21 protein-coding genes and 2 tRNA genes are annotated in these 15,736 nt (G+C 61.9%); 6 read left to right on the forward strand and 17 right to left on the reverse strand.

Features of this window, described 5'->3' with window-relative positions; genetic code table 11:
- Positions 1–149: 149 nt before the first annotated feature.
- The 8 genes from AC4FIJ_RS04480 to AC4FIJ_RS04515 are packed head-to-tail and all read right to left on the reverse strand — an operon-like array spanning position 150 to position 3,329.
- A complete protein-coding gene (locus AC4FIJ_RS04480) occupies positions 150–530 on the reverse strand; it encodes a hypothetical protein (RefSeq protein WP_490335522.1) in 381 nt (126 codons plus the stop codon).
- Positions 509–925, reverse strand: coding sequence for a hypothetical protein (locus AC4FIJ_RS04485; protein WP_490335523.1), 417 nt, complete (start codon positions 923–925; stop codon positions 509–511). Before AC4FIJ_RS04485 ends, AC4FIJ_RS04480 begins: the two co-directional genes overlap by 22 nt.
- A gap of 2 nt (positions 926–927) precedes the next feature.
- Positions 928–1,311, reverse strand: a complete 384-nt coding sequence (locus tag AC4FIJ_RS04490) for a hypothetical protein (RefSeq protein ID WP_490335524.1) — start codon at positions 1,309–1,311, stop codon at positions 928–930.
- Positions 1,308–1,607, reverse strand: coding sequence for a hypothetical protein (locus AC4FIJ_RS04495; protein WP_490335525.1), 300 nt, complete (start codon positions 1,605–1,607; stop codon positions 1,308–1,310). Before AC4FIJ_RS04495 ends, AC4FIJ_RS04490 begins: the two co-directional genes overlap by 4 nt.
- Complete coding sequence (locus tag AC4FIJ_RS04500) at positions 1,604–2,146, reverse strand: glycoside hydrolase family 108 protein (RefSeq protein WP_490335526.1); 543 nt, start codon at positions 2,144–2,146, stop codon at positions 1,604–1,606. The genes AC4FIJ_RS04495 and AC4FIJ_RS04500 overlap by 4 nt, the downstream gene beginning before the upstream one ends.
- A 44-nt stretch (positions 2,147–2,190) precedes the next feature.
- On the reverse strand, positions 2,191–2,685 hold the full coding sequence (locus tag AC4FIJ_RS04505) for a hypothetical protein (protein WP_490335527.1): 495 nt from the start codon (positions 2,683–2,685) through the stop codon (positions 2,191–2,193).
- Positions 2,686–2,731: 46 nt separating this feature from the next.
- A complete protein-coding gene (locus AC4FIJ_RS04510; protein WP_490335528.1) occupies positions 2,732–3,154 on the reverse strand; it encodes a hypothetical protein in 423 nt (140 codons plus the stop codon).
- A 46-nt stretch (positions 3,155–3,200) separates the two neighbouring features.
- Positions 3,201–3,329 carry a hypothetical protein gene (locus AC4FIJ_RS04515; protein WP_490335529.1) on the reverse strand — a complete coding sequence of 43 codons (129 nt, stop codon included), beginning with the start codon at positions 3,327–3,329 and terminating at the stop codon, positions 3,201–3,203.
- A gap of 47 nt (positions 3,330–3,376) precedes the next feature.
- Between AC4FIJ_RS04515 and AC4FIJ_RS04520 the strand changes: the two genes are divergently transcribed.
- Together AC4FIJ_RS04520 and AC4FIJ_RS04525 are read left to right on the forward strand one after the other, a co-directional pair.
- A complete protein-coding gene (locus AC4FIJ_RS04520; protein ID WP_490335530.1) occupies positions 3,377–4,267 on the forward strand; it encodes an acyltransferase family protein in 891 nt (296 codons plus the stop codon).
- 206 nt (positions 4,268–4,473) lie between these two features.
- Positions 4,474–5,304 carry a sterol desaturase family protein gene (locus AC4FIJ_RS04525; protein WP_490335531.1) on the forward strand — a complete coding sequence of 277 codons (831 nt, stop codon included), beginning with the start codon at positions 4,474–4,476 and terminating at the stop codon, positions 5,302–5,304.
- A 46-nt stretch (positions 5,305–5,350) separates the two neighbouring features.
- Here the strand turns inward: AC4FIJ_RS04525 and AC4FIJ_RS04530 are convergent, their stop codons facing one another.
- From AC4FIJ_RS04530 to AC4FIJ_RS04540, 3 genes are read right to left on the reverse strand one after another with little or no spacing between them, the layout of a single operon-like run.
- Positions 5,351–6,940: a LamG-like jellyroll fold domain-containing protein gene (locus AC4FIJ_RS04530; RefSeq protein ID WP_490335532.1), complete on the reverse strand. Its 1,590-nt coding sequence runs from the start codon at positions 6,938–6,940 to the stop codon at positions 5,351–5,353.
- Complete coding sequence (locus AC4FIJ_RS04535; RefSeq protein ID WP_490335533.1) at positions 6,940–7,341, reverse strand: hypothetical protein; 402 nt, start codon at positions 7,339–7,341, stop codon at positions 6,940–6,942. Before AC4FIJ_RS04535 ends, AC4FIJ_RS04530 begins: the two co-directional genes overlap by 1 nt.
- Before the next feature lie 9 nt (positions 7,342–7,350).
- Positions 7,351–7,863: a gp53-like domain-containing protein gene (locus AC4FIJ_RS04540; protein WP_490335534.1), complete on the reverse strand. Its 513-nt coding sequence runs from the start codon at positions 7,861–7,863 to the stop codon at positions 7,351–7,353.
- 115 nt (positions 7,864–7,978) lie between these two features.
- Here AC4FIJ_RS04540 and AC4FIJ_RS04545 point away from each other — a divergent pair, with 115 nt between their 5' ends.
- Both AC4FIJ_RS04545 and AC4FIJ_RS04550 read left to right on the forward strand, forming a co-directional pair.
- Positions 7,979–8,233 (forward strand): hypothetical protein, encoded by a 255-nt coding sequence (locus tag AC4FIJ_RS04545; protein ID WP_490335535.1) that lies wholly within the window; start codon positions 7,979–7,981, stop codon positions 8,231–8,233.
- On the forward strand, positions 8,223–9,290 hold the full coding sequence (locus AC4FIJ_RS04550) for a site-specific integrase (RefSeq protein ID WP_490335536.1): 1,068 nt from the start codon (positions 8,223–8,225) through the stop codon (positions 9,288–9,290). Before AC4FIJ_RS04545 ends, AC4FIJ_RS04550 begins: the two co-directional genes overlap by 11 nt.
- Positions 9,291–9,361: 71 nt before the next feature.
- Here AC4FIJ_RS04550 and AC4FIJ_RS04555 read toward each other — a convergent pair.
- Positions 9,362–9,436 (reverse strand) — tRNA-Gln (locus AC4FIJ_RS04555).
- Between the two features lie 129 nt (positions 9,437–9,565).
- On the opposite strand from AC4FIJ_RS04555, the gene AC4FIJ_RS04560 reads away from it, so the two are divergent.
- Positions 9,566–10,594 carry a DNA topoisomerase IB gene (locus AC4FIJ_RS04560; protein WP_490335537.1) on the forward strand — a complete coding sequence of 343 codons (1,029 nt, stop codon included), beginning with the start codon at positions 9,566–9,568 and terminating at the stop codon, positions 10,592–10,594.
- 237 nt (positions 10,595–10,831) lie between these two features.
- Here AC4FIJ_RS04560 and AC4FIJ_RS04565 read toward each other — a convergent pair whose 3' ends face one another.
- From AC4FIJ_RS04565 to AC4FIJ_RS04585, 5 genes are all read right to left on the reverse strand, one after another.
- A complete protein-coding gene (locus tag AC4FIJ_RS04565; protein ID WP_490335538.1) occupies positions 10,832–11,188 on the reverse strand; it encodes a hypothetical protein in 357 nt (118 codons plus the stop codon).
- A 36-nt stretch (positions 11,189–11,224) separates the two neighbouring features.
- Entirely contained in the window at positions 11,225–11,533 is a 309-nt protein-coding gene (locus tag AC4FIJ_RS04570; RefSeq protein WP_490335539.1) for a ParB N-terminal domain-containing protein, read from the reverse strand.
- Positions 11,534–12,108: 575 nt separating this feature from the next.
- A tRNA-Ser gene (locus AC4FIJ_RS04575) sits at positions 12,109–12,199 on the reverse strand.
- 96 nt (positions 12,200–12,295) lie between these two features.
- Complete coding sequence (locus AC4FIJ_RS04580; RefSeq protein WP_490335540.1) at positions 12,296–13,276, reverse strand: MarR family transcriptional regulator; 981 nt, start codon at positions 13,274–13,276, stop codon at positions 12,296–12,298.
- Between the two features lie 80 nt (positions 13,277–13,356).
- On the reverse strand, positions 13,357–14,646 hold the full coding sequence (locus tag AC4FIJ_RS04585) for an adenylosuccinate synthase (RefSeq protein ID WP_490335541.1): 1,290 nt from the start codon (positions 14,644–14,646) through the stop codon (positions 13,357–13,359).
- A gap of 136 nt (positions 14,647–14,782) precedes the next feature.
- Between AC4FIJ_RS04585 and AC4FIJ_RS04590 the strand changes: the two genes are divergently transcribed.
- Entirely contained in the window at positions 14,783–15,736 is a 954-nt protein-coding gene (locus AC4FIJ_RS04590; RefSeq protein ID WP_490335542.1) for an alpha/beta hydrolase, read from the forward strand.

The following is a 15,736-nucleotide window of genomic DNA, read 5'->3' on the forward strand; positions in this document are numbered from 1 at the left end:
CCTCGCAGCGCCCCACGATACCGATCGCGTCGGCGGTGCGCCCGTTCGCCTTGTCGAGCTGCGCCGTCTGCGCGTCGCCAAAGGCGATCCAGTCACCGACGGTGTTACCTTCCGGCAGCGGGGCGCCGGGGACACCGCTCCGCCACTCGTTAGGAAGGAGGCTGCTGCAGGCAGCGCGGGTCGCCGCGATAGGCGGCCCTCCGGCACAGCCGGTCAAGCCCGACACCGTGAACGCCAGCATCGACAGGAGCATCGGCCCCCGGCGCATTTCGGATCGCATGTTCGTTATCCCTCGTCTGTTGATCGATGGCGCGCTCGCGCCCGCCGGCCGCGCCGACAGTGTTCGCCGCGTCCTGACCGCTGGCGATTCCGGCATCCGCACGGCCAGCGTTCAGCTCGGCCTCGACCCCGGCGCGCTTGCCTCCGGACAGAGCGGCCGACAGCCAGAAGCCAAGGGCGATCAGGGCGGCGATCGCAACCGCCGCCCCTGCCCATCTTGGCAGCCCCGTCACGCGCGGAAACTCGCCCATGCCAGCTTCAGCGTCTTCCACAGGTCGCGCCCGCCGGTGATCAGCGCGATGCCGATCCCGATCGCCTGCGCGACATACTGGATTGTGGCCTCGGGGATCTCCTTGCCCAGCACCGCGGCGATCACCGCCAGCACCATGATCAGCTGCTCGACCACCGTGTCGGTCTGAGGCTTCGTCGACATGGCGGCGAAGGTCTGAACGCCGGGCACGGCGGAAGCCAGCCTGCGCTGCGCGCGCCATTCCCACACCAGCAGCGCCGCAATACAGATCGCACCCGAAACCAGATAGACCGCCGCGCCCGTCAGGATCCCGAACGCGACGAAGACCGCCGCCAGGATCAACAGGAACTTCCGCAGGCCCGTCCAGGCAAGCGGGTTGATAGCCTTGAAATCCATACTCACTTCCCTTCTTCAAGAACCGCACCATGCGGCGTTCCCGGCTCTGTGCCGAATAGTGGGTCGCACCAGCTCAGGCCCACGCGCCTGCGCATCGCGATCGGGTAGGCAGCGCCGAGCTTGGCGCGCAGATGATGGGTGCGAACGGCCAGCCCATTCAGCGGCCAGTCCGGTTCATTGTCGGTGGCGAATTCTGCGATGAAACTGCGCCTGACAGGGCGTCCCTTGCCTTGTGCGACGGCGTACAGAACCTTTGCTTCACCTGCCGAAATGGCGAGACGCTGCCCATCGATCGTTGCCCAGTCCGGCCCCAGCGTCCACCTGCCCAGGCAGATCGTCTCGTTCGGATCGAATGGCTCACCGCACTTCAGGCACCAGAGCGTCACGGCTCGTCGTCTACGACCGGCACCGGATGGCTGGGATCGTTTGTCACCTCGACCTGTTCAGGGCCATGCCGGTCACGATCCTTGTCCGTGAACCAGAATGCCATCGCCAAGCCTACTAGTCCCTGGACGATAATCGCCTGCGCAAGCGTCTTGAACAGATCGTCGCGCGCCAGTTCTGGCTTCGTGTAGATCATGACCAGCACCGTCATGCTCAGCAGAAAGATGCCTGCACCGGCGATCGTGCGCGCCTTGATGCCGGAAAGGCTACCGAAGGCGGATTTGATCCGCTCGATCACAGCGCCACCCGATTGGCGATCCAGCCATACAGAAAGCTCTCGTTTGCGCTGCGCCGCTGCGCCAGGTCGATATAGCGCGCACCCTGCAGGCAGTTCAGCGCCTTCAGCAGCACCCGCTCGCCCGCGTCGCCCCGGCGGCCGAGAAAGGCGCGCAACGCCGCCAGCGTGGCAGGGCCGATGTCGCCGTCTTCCCTGATGTCCGCGTAATGCGTGCCGCCGCTGTTCAGCGCATTGAGGCACTGCTGCAGCCACAGCGCGGGATAGGCCGGGCCCATGTTGACGCCAGTGTCGAACAACTCCGCTCCGATCGCTGGAGAAACCCGCGCCACCGACGAGAAGCCCGGCTTGTCAGCATATTGCCTCCGATAGATCGCCTTCGCGTGGTCGCGGGTCAGCTGACCCATGGGGCCACCATAACCGTTGGCCCGGGCGACCGCCTTCGTGATGCCGAACATGGTCTCGCCGCCGGTATCGTCAGCGTGGTTCGAGTAGCGCCCCTCGTGACCGATGGTACGCTCGATCATATCGTCAATCGTCATCTGCGTTTCCCATAAAAAAGCCCGCACGGCGGCGGGCGAAGGCTTCAGTCTCGGTTCGGCGACGGCGGAGGATCGTCGATCTGCTCGGCCATCTGCTGCAATTGCTCGCGGTCCTCGCCCGCAACGTTCCCGGCCATCCGCCGGCGCTCCTCGGATCCGCGACGCGCCATCTCAATCGCCTGCGCCTGCCGCTTGTCCGCGATCTTCCCGACCAGAGGGGCGAGTTGGTCGAACAGCCACAGCAGCATCTTCATCGTGCCGCCCAGCAGCCGCTTGATCATCCGCACCCCGCCGAACGCGATCGCGCAGGAAATCAGCGCTGCGCCCAGCGGATCGGCCCGCAGAGCCCGCACAATGAAGATCGCGAACAGCGCGCCCGCACCGCCGACCATCAGCGCCACGATCATCGCCTTTCGGATCTCGGCCCAGGACTGGCCTTCGTCGTATTTCACCGCGGCCAGTGTGGCCCAGCCCGTCACCATGCCGAACGCGATCGCCGCCGCCAGCGGGTCGATGGCGCCCGAAACGGCTATGATCATGGCCAGCCCGTACTTCGCCGCCGCTTCGCTCCCTCCCGGCACCATATCAGGCGGTCGCGGTCGCGACGAGGCAGACGGCGGCAAACCAGCACCCCGCCGCGATCATCCGCATCTTGCGTGCGCGCGAGAACGCGACCGCCGCCAGCCACGCCCCGCCCGCGCCCAGCGACCAGGCCACCGCCATCACGCTTTCAAACAACCAGTGGTCGAGCCCGAAGCCCGAGATCCGTGAGGTGAACGGAATGATGCTGCCCGCGATCAGCACGAAGGTCAGGAAGCCCATCAGCGCCGAACCGGCATAGACCAGTGTGATGAGGGGCAGCACTACCGTCCGGCGACCGCTGCGGATCTTGCCACGCACGATGGTGACACCCTTGCCGATCGCCGGAAGAGCCTGCGCCGCGCCCACGAAGGACCACCAGCGCATGATGTCGGACCAGTCATTGGCATCGAATTCGGCAAGCGGCATCAGCCCGCACCTGCAGGGTATTTCATGGCGACCTCAGTTTTCGTTCTTAGTAAAAGGCGATGAACAGCCCGAATGCTGCGATTGCGCCGCCTATCCAGCGGGCGACATGATTATACGTCGTTGCGGCCCATATCGAGCCAATGGAAAGCAGCGCGAATCCGATGATGGAGAGCATGCAGGGCTTTTACTTGATTTTCATCCCGCGGCGCTAGACGCTGGCGCATGGCCAGAATTACGGGACTTGATGCACTGCGCGGCATAGCCGCCCTGATGGTCTTCGTGTCGCACTTAAAAGTGTACGTTCTTGGTACCGGCTATATTCCCGGAGCCGGTCTAGCCGTCGATTTCTTCTTTATGCTTTCCGGCTTCGTCATGGCCCGAACCTATGAACACCGGATGCCCAGCACCGCAGCCTTCGCGCTTCTCAGGGGCAAAAGATTGTGGGCACCGCTTGCGGTAGGAACCGCTCTGGGGCTGCTGATCGTCGGTCCTTCACCGATGCTATTTCTAGCGCTGCTGTTCCTGCCCAGCCCAATTAACGGCAGGCTGTTCCCGTTCAATGCGCCCGCCTGGTCGCTGTTCTGCGAGATAGTCGCGAACATCGTTCATGCACTCATCCTGTGCAGACTGAGCAATCTGCGCCTCTCTGTTCTGCTACTCGCAATCGCGCCTCTATGGGCCATCACCCTGCTTGATGGGGCAAGGGCAGCTTCCACATGGGCCGGTATGCCTGAAGGTCTTCTGCGCGTCGGCGTGGCCTACATCATCGGCATTCTGATTTACCGGACTTTCGGGGACACACCACCGTTACGCATTCATCCAGCGATCACACTGGCTCTGTTGCCGATTGCCGCAGCCATGCCGGTTGTCACTTCGCCGCTCATCGTCCTTATCGTATTCCCACTGGCGATGTTTGGCGGCATGACTTACGCGCCCCGCTGGGGGTCCTTGATGGGCCGGTACTCCTATCCGCTTTACGCCGTGCATTACCCAATCATGCGGATGGGGCTGTCGATACCCGCAACGTTAGCGCTGATATTGGCGGCGACAATATTGGCCGATTGGGCCTCTAGGTTAAAGGGTCTACCGGGAATGGCGCGCTCGGCGGCGTGAAGCCCTCCGCATAGCGCACCGCCCTCAATATGCAGACTGTATCGATTTTACCGTTGAAATACAGCGGCGTCGGGCGAAGTCGCGCAACAATGGCGGTGGCCAAACCACGGTCGCCGCTGTGATATTGTTTTATTAACCGATTGAGACGATACCAGCGGTCTGGATCGGCGTCTCAACTATACGAAAGCCATAACCATGGTGGGCAAATGACTTTGGTGACATCTATCGCGATCTCAACGGCCATACACTTTGCCTTACTATGCGGCATTTTCTCGATAGTCTTTGCCATGGAACTGGCGCGCCCAATGGGCGAGCAGGCCCCTTTGCGGGCGCGGTTCGATGGCATCCGGTTCATGTTTATACAGGTGATGGCAGGGGCGTATATTCTCGCAGTCCTGCAAGCTGTCCTGTTCTACTACGACTACCGACCTGAACCCATTTTTGACGCCAGAACCGTACTTGGGAGCGTGGCGTCCGCTTTTGTCGCTATAGTCCTGTATGATTTCTTTTATTATTGGGTGCATCGCGCCCAGCACACTTACCCGCTGCTATGGCGCTTCCATGCCGTTCATCATTCCGTCCGCCATCTTTCAGTCCCGTGCGGTTATGGCCATTTTACCGAGCAAATCTTCAAGGCCATCATCATCTTGGGGCCGCTTTCGCACCTCATCGCATGGAATGGCGCTGTGGTCGCTACGCTCTTCATCCTATTTCAAGGCACATACATTCATTCAAGCACGAGTATTTCACTTGGACGAGGCGCGTGGTTGATCGGAGACCCTCGAACCCATCGAATTCATCACTCGCGAGAGCCGGAACACTTTGACAGGAATTTCGGCTCGCTCACGCTAGTTTGGGACAAGCTATTCGGAACTGCGCATTTTCCCCGTCGCGATGAGTGGCCCGATGTCGGTATTGATGAACACGGCCCGCCAACCTCCGTCGCGGATTATCTTTTCCTACCCTTTCGTCGGCACAGCGAAGCCCTAGGATCCGAGAACGAGAAAGGCACAGTCGAGCCGCAGTCAATCGGTTGAGACGCAGTTTGGTTTACCCCTGGCGGTAGGGTAATATTGTCCTGCGTCATGCTCCCACTGGACCGACCGGGAATGGCGCTGTCGGCGGCGTAAATGCGCCGCCATAGCGTGCGACCTTGGAAATGCGGACTCCCTCTATTCTGCCGTTGAAATATAGCGGCGTCGGGTGGATCCGCGCTCCGATTCCAACCGCGGTCGATACCGATTGTATTGGCCTGCTGTCGGTTACTGTATTGAGAACGATGCCGTTCTTATAGAGGCGAAAGGTATTGCCCGAACGTTCGACCGCGACATGATACCAGGTTCCGACCGTCATGGCCGTAGACGATGAAAGGACGGCGACGGTCGTGGAATTGATGCGATAGACAAACCTCAAATCGGTGCCGGTATGATCGAGATACCAGGCTTCGGCTGAGAGCGAACTGCCCGCCTTTGTGACGATCATCATCTGGCCAGTCGCGGCGCGCTTTACCCATGCCTCGATTGTGAAATCCGACGATCCTAGGTTTGCCTCGGGCGCAGGAGAGACGGTCAGATAGTCACCGCTTCCATCGAGCAATATGGAGGAGGATGCGGTAGCGCTGCCCCCAACTACCCCCTTCGTATTGCCGAATGATGTTACCTCGTTCCAATTGAAGCCAATATCGTTGAATCGATCCTCATCCCCGAAAGCATAGCCGGGTACATAGACCACGACGGATGACCAATCCGGATCACCTGCACCCGGCAATGCCATGCGGATGCCCTCGCCAGGGAAGACATAAATAAAGGTTCCAGCCTGGGGGTGAAGCATCGTCGTGCAATCTCGGCTTATTGACGCCAGGGGCGCACCGATTGCATCTGTCCAGTCGATGAGGTCTGAACTCGTCGCCACGCCAGCGCGAAAATCCCAAACGCCCGAGTTGAAGCCGCGACCGTGGAAATGCAAAACATAGGTCGAGCCGGTCTTGATGATGTCATCGGGCACGATGCCGTTCGACCACGAGATTGCGCCAGCAAATCCGAAGCTTGCGTTCTGGCCCCTTACTACCGGATTACTGGCGCTGCGTGTCCACGTTAGACCATCGCTCGAAGTCGCAAGGCCAATCGCGCCTTCCTGCCCGCTAGCCCGCCCCTCATAAAGCATGTACCAAGTCGCACCCTCGCGAAACACAGTCGGCGAGGAAACGTCCTGAGCTTCCCATCCCGTCGTCGGTCCGAGGACTTCCCCTTGGTCGGCCCATGTAACGAAGTCCGTTGATGTGTAGCAGCGAATATCGCGAAAAGGGACGTCCGACTTGTCCTCGACGTAGAGGTAATAGGTAGACCCGACCTTAACGAGATACGGGTCTTCCGAGGCGCGATTTGCGCCAAGGGTAAGCTTTCCGCCTTTGGTCCAGTTCACCCCATCAGACGAATAGACATAGCCGACATAAGTGACACCGCTGTAAGCGCCTTGGTGACCGCTATAGACGAGCTTGTATTCTTTGCCCGTGTCAGCCGGGTCGTGCAGAATATTGCCAATTTCACGAATAGTCTGATCGAAATCAGACGAGCTGCCGGGTGCGACAATGGTGGCGCCCAAAGCAAGACTACGCGGACTATAGACTTCCGGTGCGACCGTCTGCGCTGGAAAAGGCATAACCTGCAACAGCATCACGCACGCCTCAGATGCGTGGCGCAGAAGCCCGACACACCGGCCGCTGTAACACGCAGCCATGCTCCAGCTTCCAATGTCACCGGCAGTGTGGCGCTGGTGAAGGCGTCGGGATCAGCAGCGCTCGACTTGGCGAAAGTGATTGTGCCCATACCGATCTTTGCGTTCCCCTGCGCAATCTGCATCGCAGTATAGGCGGGCAGATAAATGCTCGCATCGCCCGTCCAGTTCAGGGCCCACTCCTGCGAACTGCCGCCACCGCCAACGCCCTCGACATCGCCCAGAGAACTGACTGGGATAAGCCCTTGGCTGTTCGGCGTGCCTGACAGGACGCCGTACAGCTTCACATTGGGAATATCGTCGGTAGCGAAATTCGGAAGATCCTGAACCTGTGTCGTCATGTCCTGCCCTTAATATCCGTCAGCGTGCCAGCTGAGTTCGGCGGTCGTATCGTCGGGATTGCGCCAACCCTGACCGGTCGTGGTCGGGCTTCCGGTTACGGTCGGATAGTTGTCCTGGTCGTTGAAGCCGCCGCCACCCGAGCCGCCGGTCGTGACACTGATCGAGGCAGCATTCGTGTAAGGGACCGGGAAAGTAATTGTCCCGGTGCTGTTCGCGGTGGCGCTGATCCGCCCCCACTGGCGCCAGAATATGCGATTTCCGATGCGGGTGCCCATTGCCGTGCCATTCGCATTTTCGACGAATAGCCCCGTCTCGGCCGCAAACAGGATGCGGAACGGCCCGAAGTCCACGCCCGCCACGTTCACCGTCAGGTCGATGTGGCCGCTCGTCCCTCCGGTCGCCGTGATCTTGCCCTTGTCGGCATCGCCGGGGGTATTGTTGACCGTCGCAGTGATTCCGCTTGTCGCTATCGAATAGCTGACATCGTCGTCATCGCGAATGTCGGTCGCGCCCCGCTTCACCGTCGGCGTCAGGTTGCGCGGATAAGCAAGGCTGGAAATTCAGCCCCACCGATGTCGCTAAGGAAGCGAACAAGATCATCGAGGCCATCCGCGCTAGCGATGGAATTAATCTGCCATGACCGCAACCGCAAGCTTCATCCCCGCCGCGCGCCTCCAGTCGAAGGAAGGCATCTGCGCCTATCTCGGCGGAATCAGCACGGCCACCTATGACAGCTGGCACGCCAAGGGCATCGTGCCCGGCCCGGTTCGCGGCACGAACCGCTATGACGTCAAGGCGCACGACTTGGCGCTGGATCGGCGCGGCGGGCTGGAGCATACCGTGTCCGGCGGCTCGACGCTGGAAAACTGGGAACGGAGCCATGCGGCTTAAGCTGAAGGGCGTTTACGCGAACACGAAGACGCTGTCCGACGGCACGAAGCGAACCTATTATTCGCTCCGCGGCGTCGGCGCGATCAGGCCGGAACCCGGCGACGAGGATGCCGCCTTCCACCCCGGCACACCCGCCTTCATGCGCGCCTATAACAAGCTGATCGAGGCACCGCGCCAGGCGCGTGTCAGCGGAACGCTGCAATCGATCATCGACGGCTATCAGAAGAGCCCGCAGTTCACGAAGCTCGCTCCGCGCACGCAGAAGGACTATATCGAGCACATCGTGAAGATCGAGCGAGCGAAGTTCAAACCGAACCTGCCGCTGCTGCCGACCTATCCGCTCGACGTCATCGACGATCCCAAGATCCGCAAGCGCTTCCTCGACTGGCGCGACGAGATGGCGCGCTCATCGCCTCGCCAAGCCGACGCCACGCTGGGCGTGCTGCGCATCATACTCGAATGGGGCCGCGATCGCGGCATGATCGCCAATAATCATGCCACGCGGCCGAAGAAGGTCTACAAGGCCGACCGGTCGGACAAGCTTTGGCTGCCCGATCACATCGCCGCCTTCCGAGCCGTTGCCCCGCCAGAGATACTGCTTGCGCTGGATCTCGCGCTATGGACCGGCCAGCGTCAGGGCGACCTGCTGAAGCTAGGCTGGTCGAGCTACAAGGATGGCCGCCTGACATTTCGCCAGGGCAAGCGGAAGCGCAAGGTCGACATGCCGGCCCCCGCTGCTCTGAAAGCGGTCCTGGACGCGGCGCCGAGAAAGGCCGCGACGATCTTGACCAGCAAAACCGGCAAGCCATGGGGCAAGGTCAACTTCCAGCACAAATGGCGCGCGGCCACGCTGGCAGCTGAGCTTGACGGTCTGCACTTCCACGACATTCGCGGCACGACATGCACGATGCTGGCCGATGCAGGCTGCACTCCGTCGGAGATCGCGGCCGTGCTGGGCTGGACCGTGTCGACCGTCAACGAGATGCTCGACCGCTACCAGTCCATGACCGCCACGCAGTCGAATTCCGCTATCCGAAAGCTGGAAGCGCGGGCCTGAAAGTGCGGAACGGGGTGCGGAACGGTGCGGAATGCCTTCTGGAACAATCCGAGAAAACCGTTAAATATCAATGGCTGGGGCGGCAGGATTCGAACCTGCGCATGCCGGTACCAAAAACCGGTGCCTTACCGCTTGGCTACGCCCCAACATCTGACGGCCGTTTCGGGCCGAGGGCCGCCATATAGCCGGTTTCGCCGCGTTGAAAAGGGCTTACGGCGCGAAAATGCCCTGCTGCGAGGAACCGCCGCGGCCTTGCCCACGTTTTCCGCTTCACCATGGCCAGCGCAGCAAAAGAGGGCCTTGCTCCCTCGCTCATCTATGTCGACGATTCCCTTCCGGGCATTACCCGCACGAAGCGGGGGCGCGGCTGGGCCTATCATGATCCCACGGGCAAACGGATCGAGGATCGGGCCGAGATCGACCGGCTGAATTCGGTGGCGCTGCCGCCAGCCTATACCGATGCGTGGTATTGTCCGGCGGCGAACGGGCACATATTGGCGACGGGGATCGATGCGCGCGGGCGCAAGCAATATCGCTATCACCCCGATTTCCGCAGCCATCAGGATGGCGAGAAATTCGATCGCTGTCTCGCCTTCGGCAAGGCGCTGCCGCTTGTGCGCAAGCGGGTCGCGGACGATCTGGCCGGCAGCGCGCTCACCCGCGAGCGCGCCATCGCCAGTGTCGTGCGCCTGCTCGATCTGGGCCGCCTGCGCATCGGGAACGAGAATTACGCCAAGTCGAACAAGAGCTTTGGCGCGACGACCCTGCGGCGGCGGCATGCCGAGATCAAGGGCGCACGGCTGATGCTGCGCTTCAAGGGCAAGTCGGGACAGAACCGAGAGGTCACGCTGACCGACCGCAGCCTTGCCAAGACCGTGCGCGAGATGCACGAATTGCCGGGGCAGCACCTGTTCCGCTACATCGGCGACGACGGCGAGGCGCATTCCGTGCTGTCCTGCGATGTGAACGCCTATCTGCGCGATACGATGGGCGGGGATTTTACCGCCAAGGATTTCCGCACTTTCCACGGCAGCGTGCTGGCCTTTACCGAGCTTGCGCAGGCGGACGGGCGCGTGCCGATCAGGGCCCTGCTGGAAGTGGTGGCGAAGAGGCTGGGCAACACGCCCGCCGTGACGCGCAAGGCCTATATTCATCCGGCGGTGATTGGACTGGTGGACACGCAATTGCGCTGGCGGGCAGCGCTGAAACTGCCGCGCAAGACACGCTGGCAGAGCCGCGAGGAGCGCGCTTTGATCGCGCTGCTGGAAAAGAGCCCCAGCGCGGCGGAGTTGCTGGCTGCCTGAGGTTAAGGCAATTTTACATTATTGAACGCCAAGCCATTCATCGCGAATGGGTCTATCGCTGACGCAGACAAGGTAACCGGCTTGAGCGTCGCGTGGTCTGGCAGTTCGTTGTTACGCCCCGAATGGAAGCTGTTGTTCCCGCGGTAGTCTCACACCTAGGCGCGGTAACGGCAAGTCTCACCTAACCCTGAAATGTTAGATGGCTTGCCGTCGCGTGCCTTCCACACGAACATAGGTTCATGCTGTGAGTGGTAAAATTCCCTTTCCGCCCTTGCCCTCGTTCCAAATGACAAAGTTCTTGAAAATGCCATACGCAGTACCCCCACCATCGAGCATCTCGCGCATGTGTTGCCAGTCGATGCACTGGTAATGGATCGCACCGTTGACGCTGTACCGCGCCGTGCGCCCGAACGCCGTCGTAAGGAACTTGGTAAATTCCTCTCGCGACATCTCGCCCGACGCTATTGCGAACTCACCGTCCTGGGTTCTGCCCTTGCCCGAGATCGCATTCATCGACTGGTTATAAGAGGCATCAATAAAGGCCATCTGCGCCTTCTCGCCATCAAGCAGTCGTTCGTAACTGACATTCTCCAACGCATCACCGCATAGCAGGCGATGTTTGCACAGCAGCTATAAGTCACCCTCGCGCGTCAACGGCGGGAGGAAGGCAGTGGTTTCACTCTCGTCCTCGTTGACCGCCTGCTCGATAAGCAGATCGTCGAGCTCGCTCATCGTAAAGCCGAACGGTTCCAGATGGAGATCGAGCCTGAACCCGAGATCGACCAGTTCGCCAAACTCAAGCCGCAGCGCTTCGGCGTCCCATTCGCCCAACTCGCCCGACTTGTTCTCGGCAATCGCGTAAAGCCGCTTCAGTTGATCGGTCAGATGGTCGACACCGATGGCCGGCGCTGCTGCAAGATCGAGATCCTTCGCCACCATCCAGCCAAGCGTAACCGCAGATGATCCGCCCCGACCCGTCGACCAGTATCGGGTTGAGGAAACCGAACTCGGCAGTCGCGGATCGCGGCCATCTGGCGGGTACCATTCACTTGCAACCTGCGCGGCGGCGGCTTCAGCGTGGCGGGATGTCCAAAAACAACCGCCAGTGCCCGCGCGTTGCCAGTATCGTTGGAGGTGGATGAAGGGTTGGAAAGAGTAGCGGGATTATCAGTATGCAGCACGGCACGTTTGCAAGTGCGAACGGGCTTTTCCATTCGGGGGCTCCGGACACGGGCCTGCGCGCGCCAAACCTTAAAGGCAGGTAAAGTCGTCCTGCCAAAAGTAATGTCCGCGAAGCACGTTCTTTGTTTTATCGGCAGGAACGGGAAGAAATGGAACGGAAGCAACCGCAATTGGCGGTCCCTTACCTCATTCAATGCTGGCGGAGAAAAGGCTTAGTTATGGCGCGGAGTTCTCTCGCTTCCCGCCCTCCGTGGTACGGGATGCCAGCGCAAAGCGCGCAGCACTGCGCCGTTTGCCGAATTCGTCAGAGGTCCAAGAATTGGTGGACTGCATGGCGGAGCGGGAGGGATTCGAACCCTCGATACGGGGTTACCGTATACACACTTTCCAGGCGTGCGCCTTCGACCACTCGGCCACCGCTCCGCTTGCCTGATCCCAAAGGGAAACGCGCCCTAACGCCGGTGTGAGAATTGTGCAAGGCGCTCTATCGGCAAAGACGCAATCCGGCGCGGATAATTTCTAGATGGCGGCGAAAGACGGAGCGATCCGCGCGAAATAGGCCGACATGGCGTCTTCGGCCGGGCGGCTCAGCCGGATGATGGCGCGCCGCCGGTCGGCGGGATCGGGCAGTCTTTCGAAAAGCCCTGCATCCGTCATCTGTCCGATCCAGCGCAGAGCCGTCGTCGCAGGCACGCCCGACGCGATGCACAGGCTGGACACGCAGACATCGTGACCTTCCGCACGCGCCGCCGTCAGGTCCAGAAGCATGTCCCAGGCCGGATCGGCGAACAGATCGCCTTCGAAGAAATTGGCCCGCAACTGCCTCTGGCGAATGATTTCGCGCAGCAGAGCCGGCGGAGGCAGCCCCTCTTCGGCGCGATCATCCACATCCTGCTGCACGGTGCGGGATGGCGCGGCCATATAGGCCAGCGTTGGGGATTGCACATGGTCGCGGCTGTCCGGCTCCATCGTCACCCCGCCCAGCTTGCGCGCCAGCGAATGCACCTGTTCGGTCAGCCGCACGAGCGCAATCCGGTCTTCATGCGCAATCTCATGCACAGAGCGTCCCGGCAGGCGTGCCAGCGCGGCGCCGACCGCCAAAGCGTAGTCGGCCAGCGACGGGTCGACCAGAAACTGCACATCGGCACAATCCATCGCGCCGAACACGGCATCGATCGCGTCGACCCGCGTCGCCACAACAAGCTGCGTCCCGCTATGCGCGGCCCGGGCATCAAGCCGCGCAAGTGCCGCCAGGAGTTCGGCACCGGGAACAGGTATGTCGATGACGACGATATCGCCGAGCACAAAGGCCTCATCCGACAACAGCCGGTCGAGGGGATCCGCCTGCCGCAAGAGCAGGCCGGCTTCGAGCATATGATCCACCAGATCGGCACGGATGCGCGGTCGATCCGACAGGACAGACACCGGAACCGACGGCCGATCGACCATCTCTCCGGTGCCATCGTCTTCGTCAAATACGAACGGCTGTGCGATCTGCATGATTCGTTGCTCCCCTATGCAGGAACAACTATGGAACATTCCGGAAACATGTCAATATGTTCCGTGAATGTTCCTTAAGATCAGTCGACGAAGGGGTCCCGCACAAGGATGGTGTCTTCACGCTCGGGACTGGTCGAGACCAGCGCCACCGGAGTCTCGATAAGCTCTTGAACACGCTGGATATATTTGATCGCCTGCGCCGGCAGGTCGGCCCAGCTGCGCGCCCCCGCGGTGGTCCCGGACCACCCCTCGACTTCCTCGTAGATCGGCTCGACCCGTGCCTGTTCCTGCGCATGCGACGGCAGATAATCGAGGATCTTGCCGTCCAGCCGATAGCCGGTGCAGATCTTCACCGAATCGAATCCGTCCAGCACGTCCAGCTTGGTCAGCGCGATGCCGGTTACGCCCGAAATCGCGCAGGCCTGCCGCACCAGCACCGCATCGAACCATCCGCAGCGGCGCTTGCGCCCCGTCACCGTGCCGAACTCATGCCCGCGCTCACCCAGTTTCTGACCGGTCTCGTCGTCCAACTCGGTCGGGAACGGCCCCGATCCGACGCGGGTGGTATAGGCCTTGACGATGCCCAGCACGAAACCGGTGCTACCCGGCCCCAGCCCCGACCCGCTGGCCGCCGTGCCGCTGACGGTGTTCGAACTGGTGACGAAGGGATAGGTGCCGTGATCGACGTCCAGCAGCACGCCCTGCGCGCCCTCGAACAGGATCTTCGCCCCCGCCTTGCGCACCTTGTTGAGCCGCTTCCACACCGGCTGCGCGAATTGCAGCACATAGGGCGCGATCTCCCGCAGCTGCGCGACCAATTCCTCGCGGTCCACAGGATCCTCGCCGAAACCGGCGCGCAGCGCGTTGTGATGCGCGCACAGCCGGTCGATCTGCGGATCCAGCGAATCGAGATGGGCCAGATCGCACACGCGGATCGCGCGGCGGCCGACCTTGTCCTCATAGGCAGGGCCGATGCCGCGCCCCGTCGTGCCGATCTTGCCGGCACCCGCCGCCGCCTCGCGCAGACCGTCGAGGTCGCGGTGCAGCGGCAGGATCAGCGGACAATTGTCGGCAATCGCGAAATTCTCGGGATTGATCGTCACGCCCTGCGCGGTCAGCTTCTCCACCTCCGCCTTCAGCGCCCAGGGATCCAGCACCACGCCATTGCCGATGATCGACAGCGTCCCTGTCACGATGCCCGACGGCAGCAGCGACAGCTTGTAGGTCACATCCCCGACGACCAGCGTATGGCCCGCGTTATGCCCGCCCTGAAAGCGAACCACGGCATCGGCGCGGCTCGCCAGCCAGTCCACGATCTTGCCTTTGCCTTCGTCGCCCCACTGGGCACCGATCACCGTCACATTGGCCAAAGTCTTGCCTTTCCAGCCCGGGAATGAAATCCGTAGCGGCGCTTAGGGTGTGGCGCCGCGCACGGCAAGAGCATGGCCGTGCAAAATGCCCATCCGTTCGGATCAGCGAAAGCTTTCAAGGGGTATGGCCTGCCGCATGAAGATCCTGTTTCCCATTTCGGCGATCGTGTGCGCCGCCAGCCTTGCCGCCGCGCCGTTCCTTGCGCAGGCGCAGGTCGCGCAGCCTGCCGCGCGTTCCAACGCGTCAATGCCTTCCGCTCCCCCCGCGCAGCAGGCCCCGCCCGCCCAGCAGATCGTGCCCACGGCACAGGAATTGTCGTTCGGATCGCATCCGCTGCAACGCATGGATTTCTATCGCTCGAGCGCACAAGGCCCGCGGCCCTTGATCCTGTTCGTGCATGGCGGGGCTTGGATCGGGGGCGACAAGTCGGATTCGACCGGCTCGGCCAAGATCCGGCATTACACCCAGTCGGGCTATCAGCTGGCCAGCGTCAATTACCGCCTGCTGCCCGAGGTAGACATCGAACATCAGGCCGACGACGTCGCCGCCGCGCTAGCCGCCTTGCTGGAGCAATCGCGCGAGCTGAACATCGATACGCGGCAGATCGTGCTGATGGGCCACAGCGCGGGTGCGCATCTGGCGGCGCTGGTCGCGACCGATCCGCGGTTCCTGAAACGATATGGCCTGACGCCCGGCGACATCGGCGGCGTGGTGCTGCTGGACGGCGCGGCCTATGACGTGCCCAGCCAGATCGTGGACGCGGGGCCGCTGCTGGGTTTCGCCTATCAGATCGCGTTCGGCTCGGCGCAGGCGCGGCAATTGTCGCTGTCGCCCGCCAATCATGCCAACGGCGACAATGCGCGCGATTTCCTGCTGCTGCATGTTGAGCGGCCCGAGGCGGAGAGGCAGGCGCGCCGCTTCGCCAATGCGCTGCAAGACAGCGGGACCCGCGTGTCGGTGGCGCAGGTGCCGGGGCGCGGCATGGATGGGCACAACATGATCAACGCCATGCTGGGCCGCAGCGATTCGCAGGCCACCCCGATCGTCGACCAGTGGCTCGCCGGGCTGTTTGCCGCCCCGACCTATTAG

The sequence above is a fragment of the Croceicoccus sp. genome, from assembly GCF_983967925.1.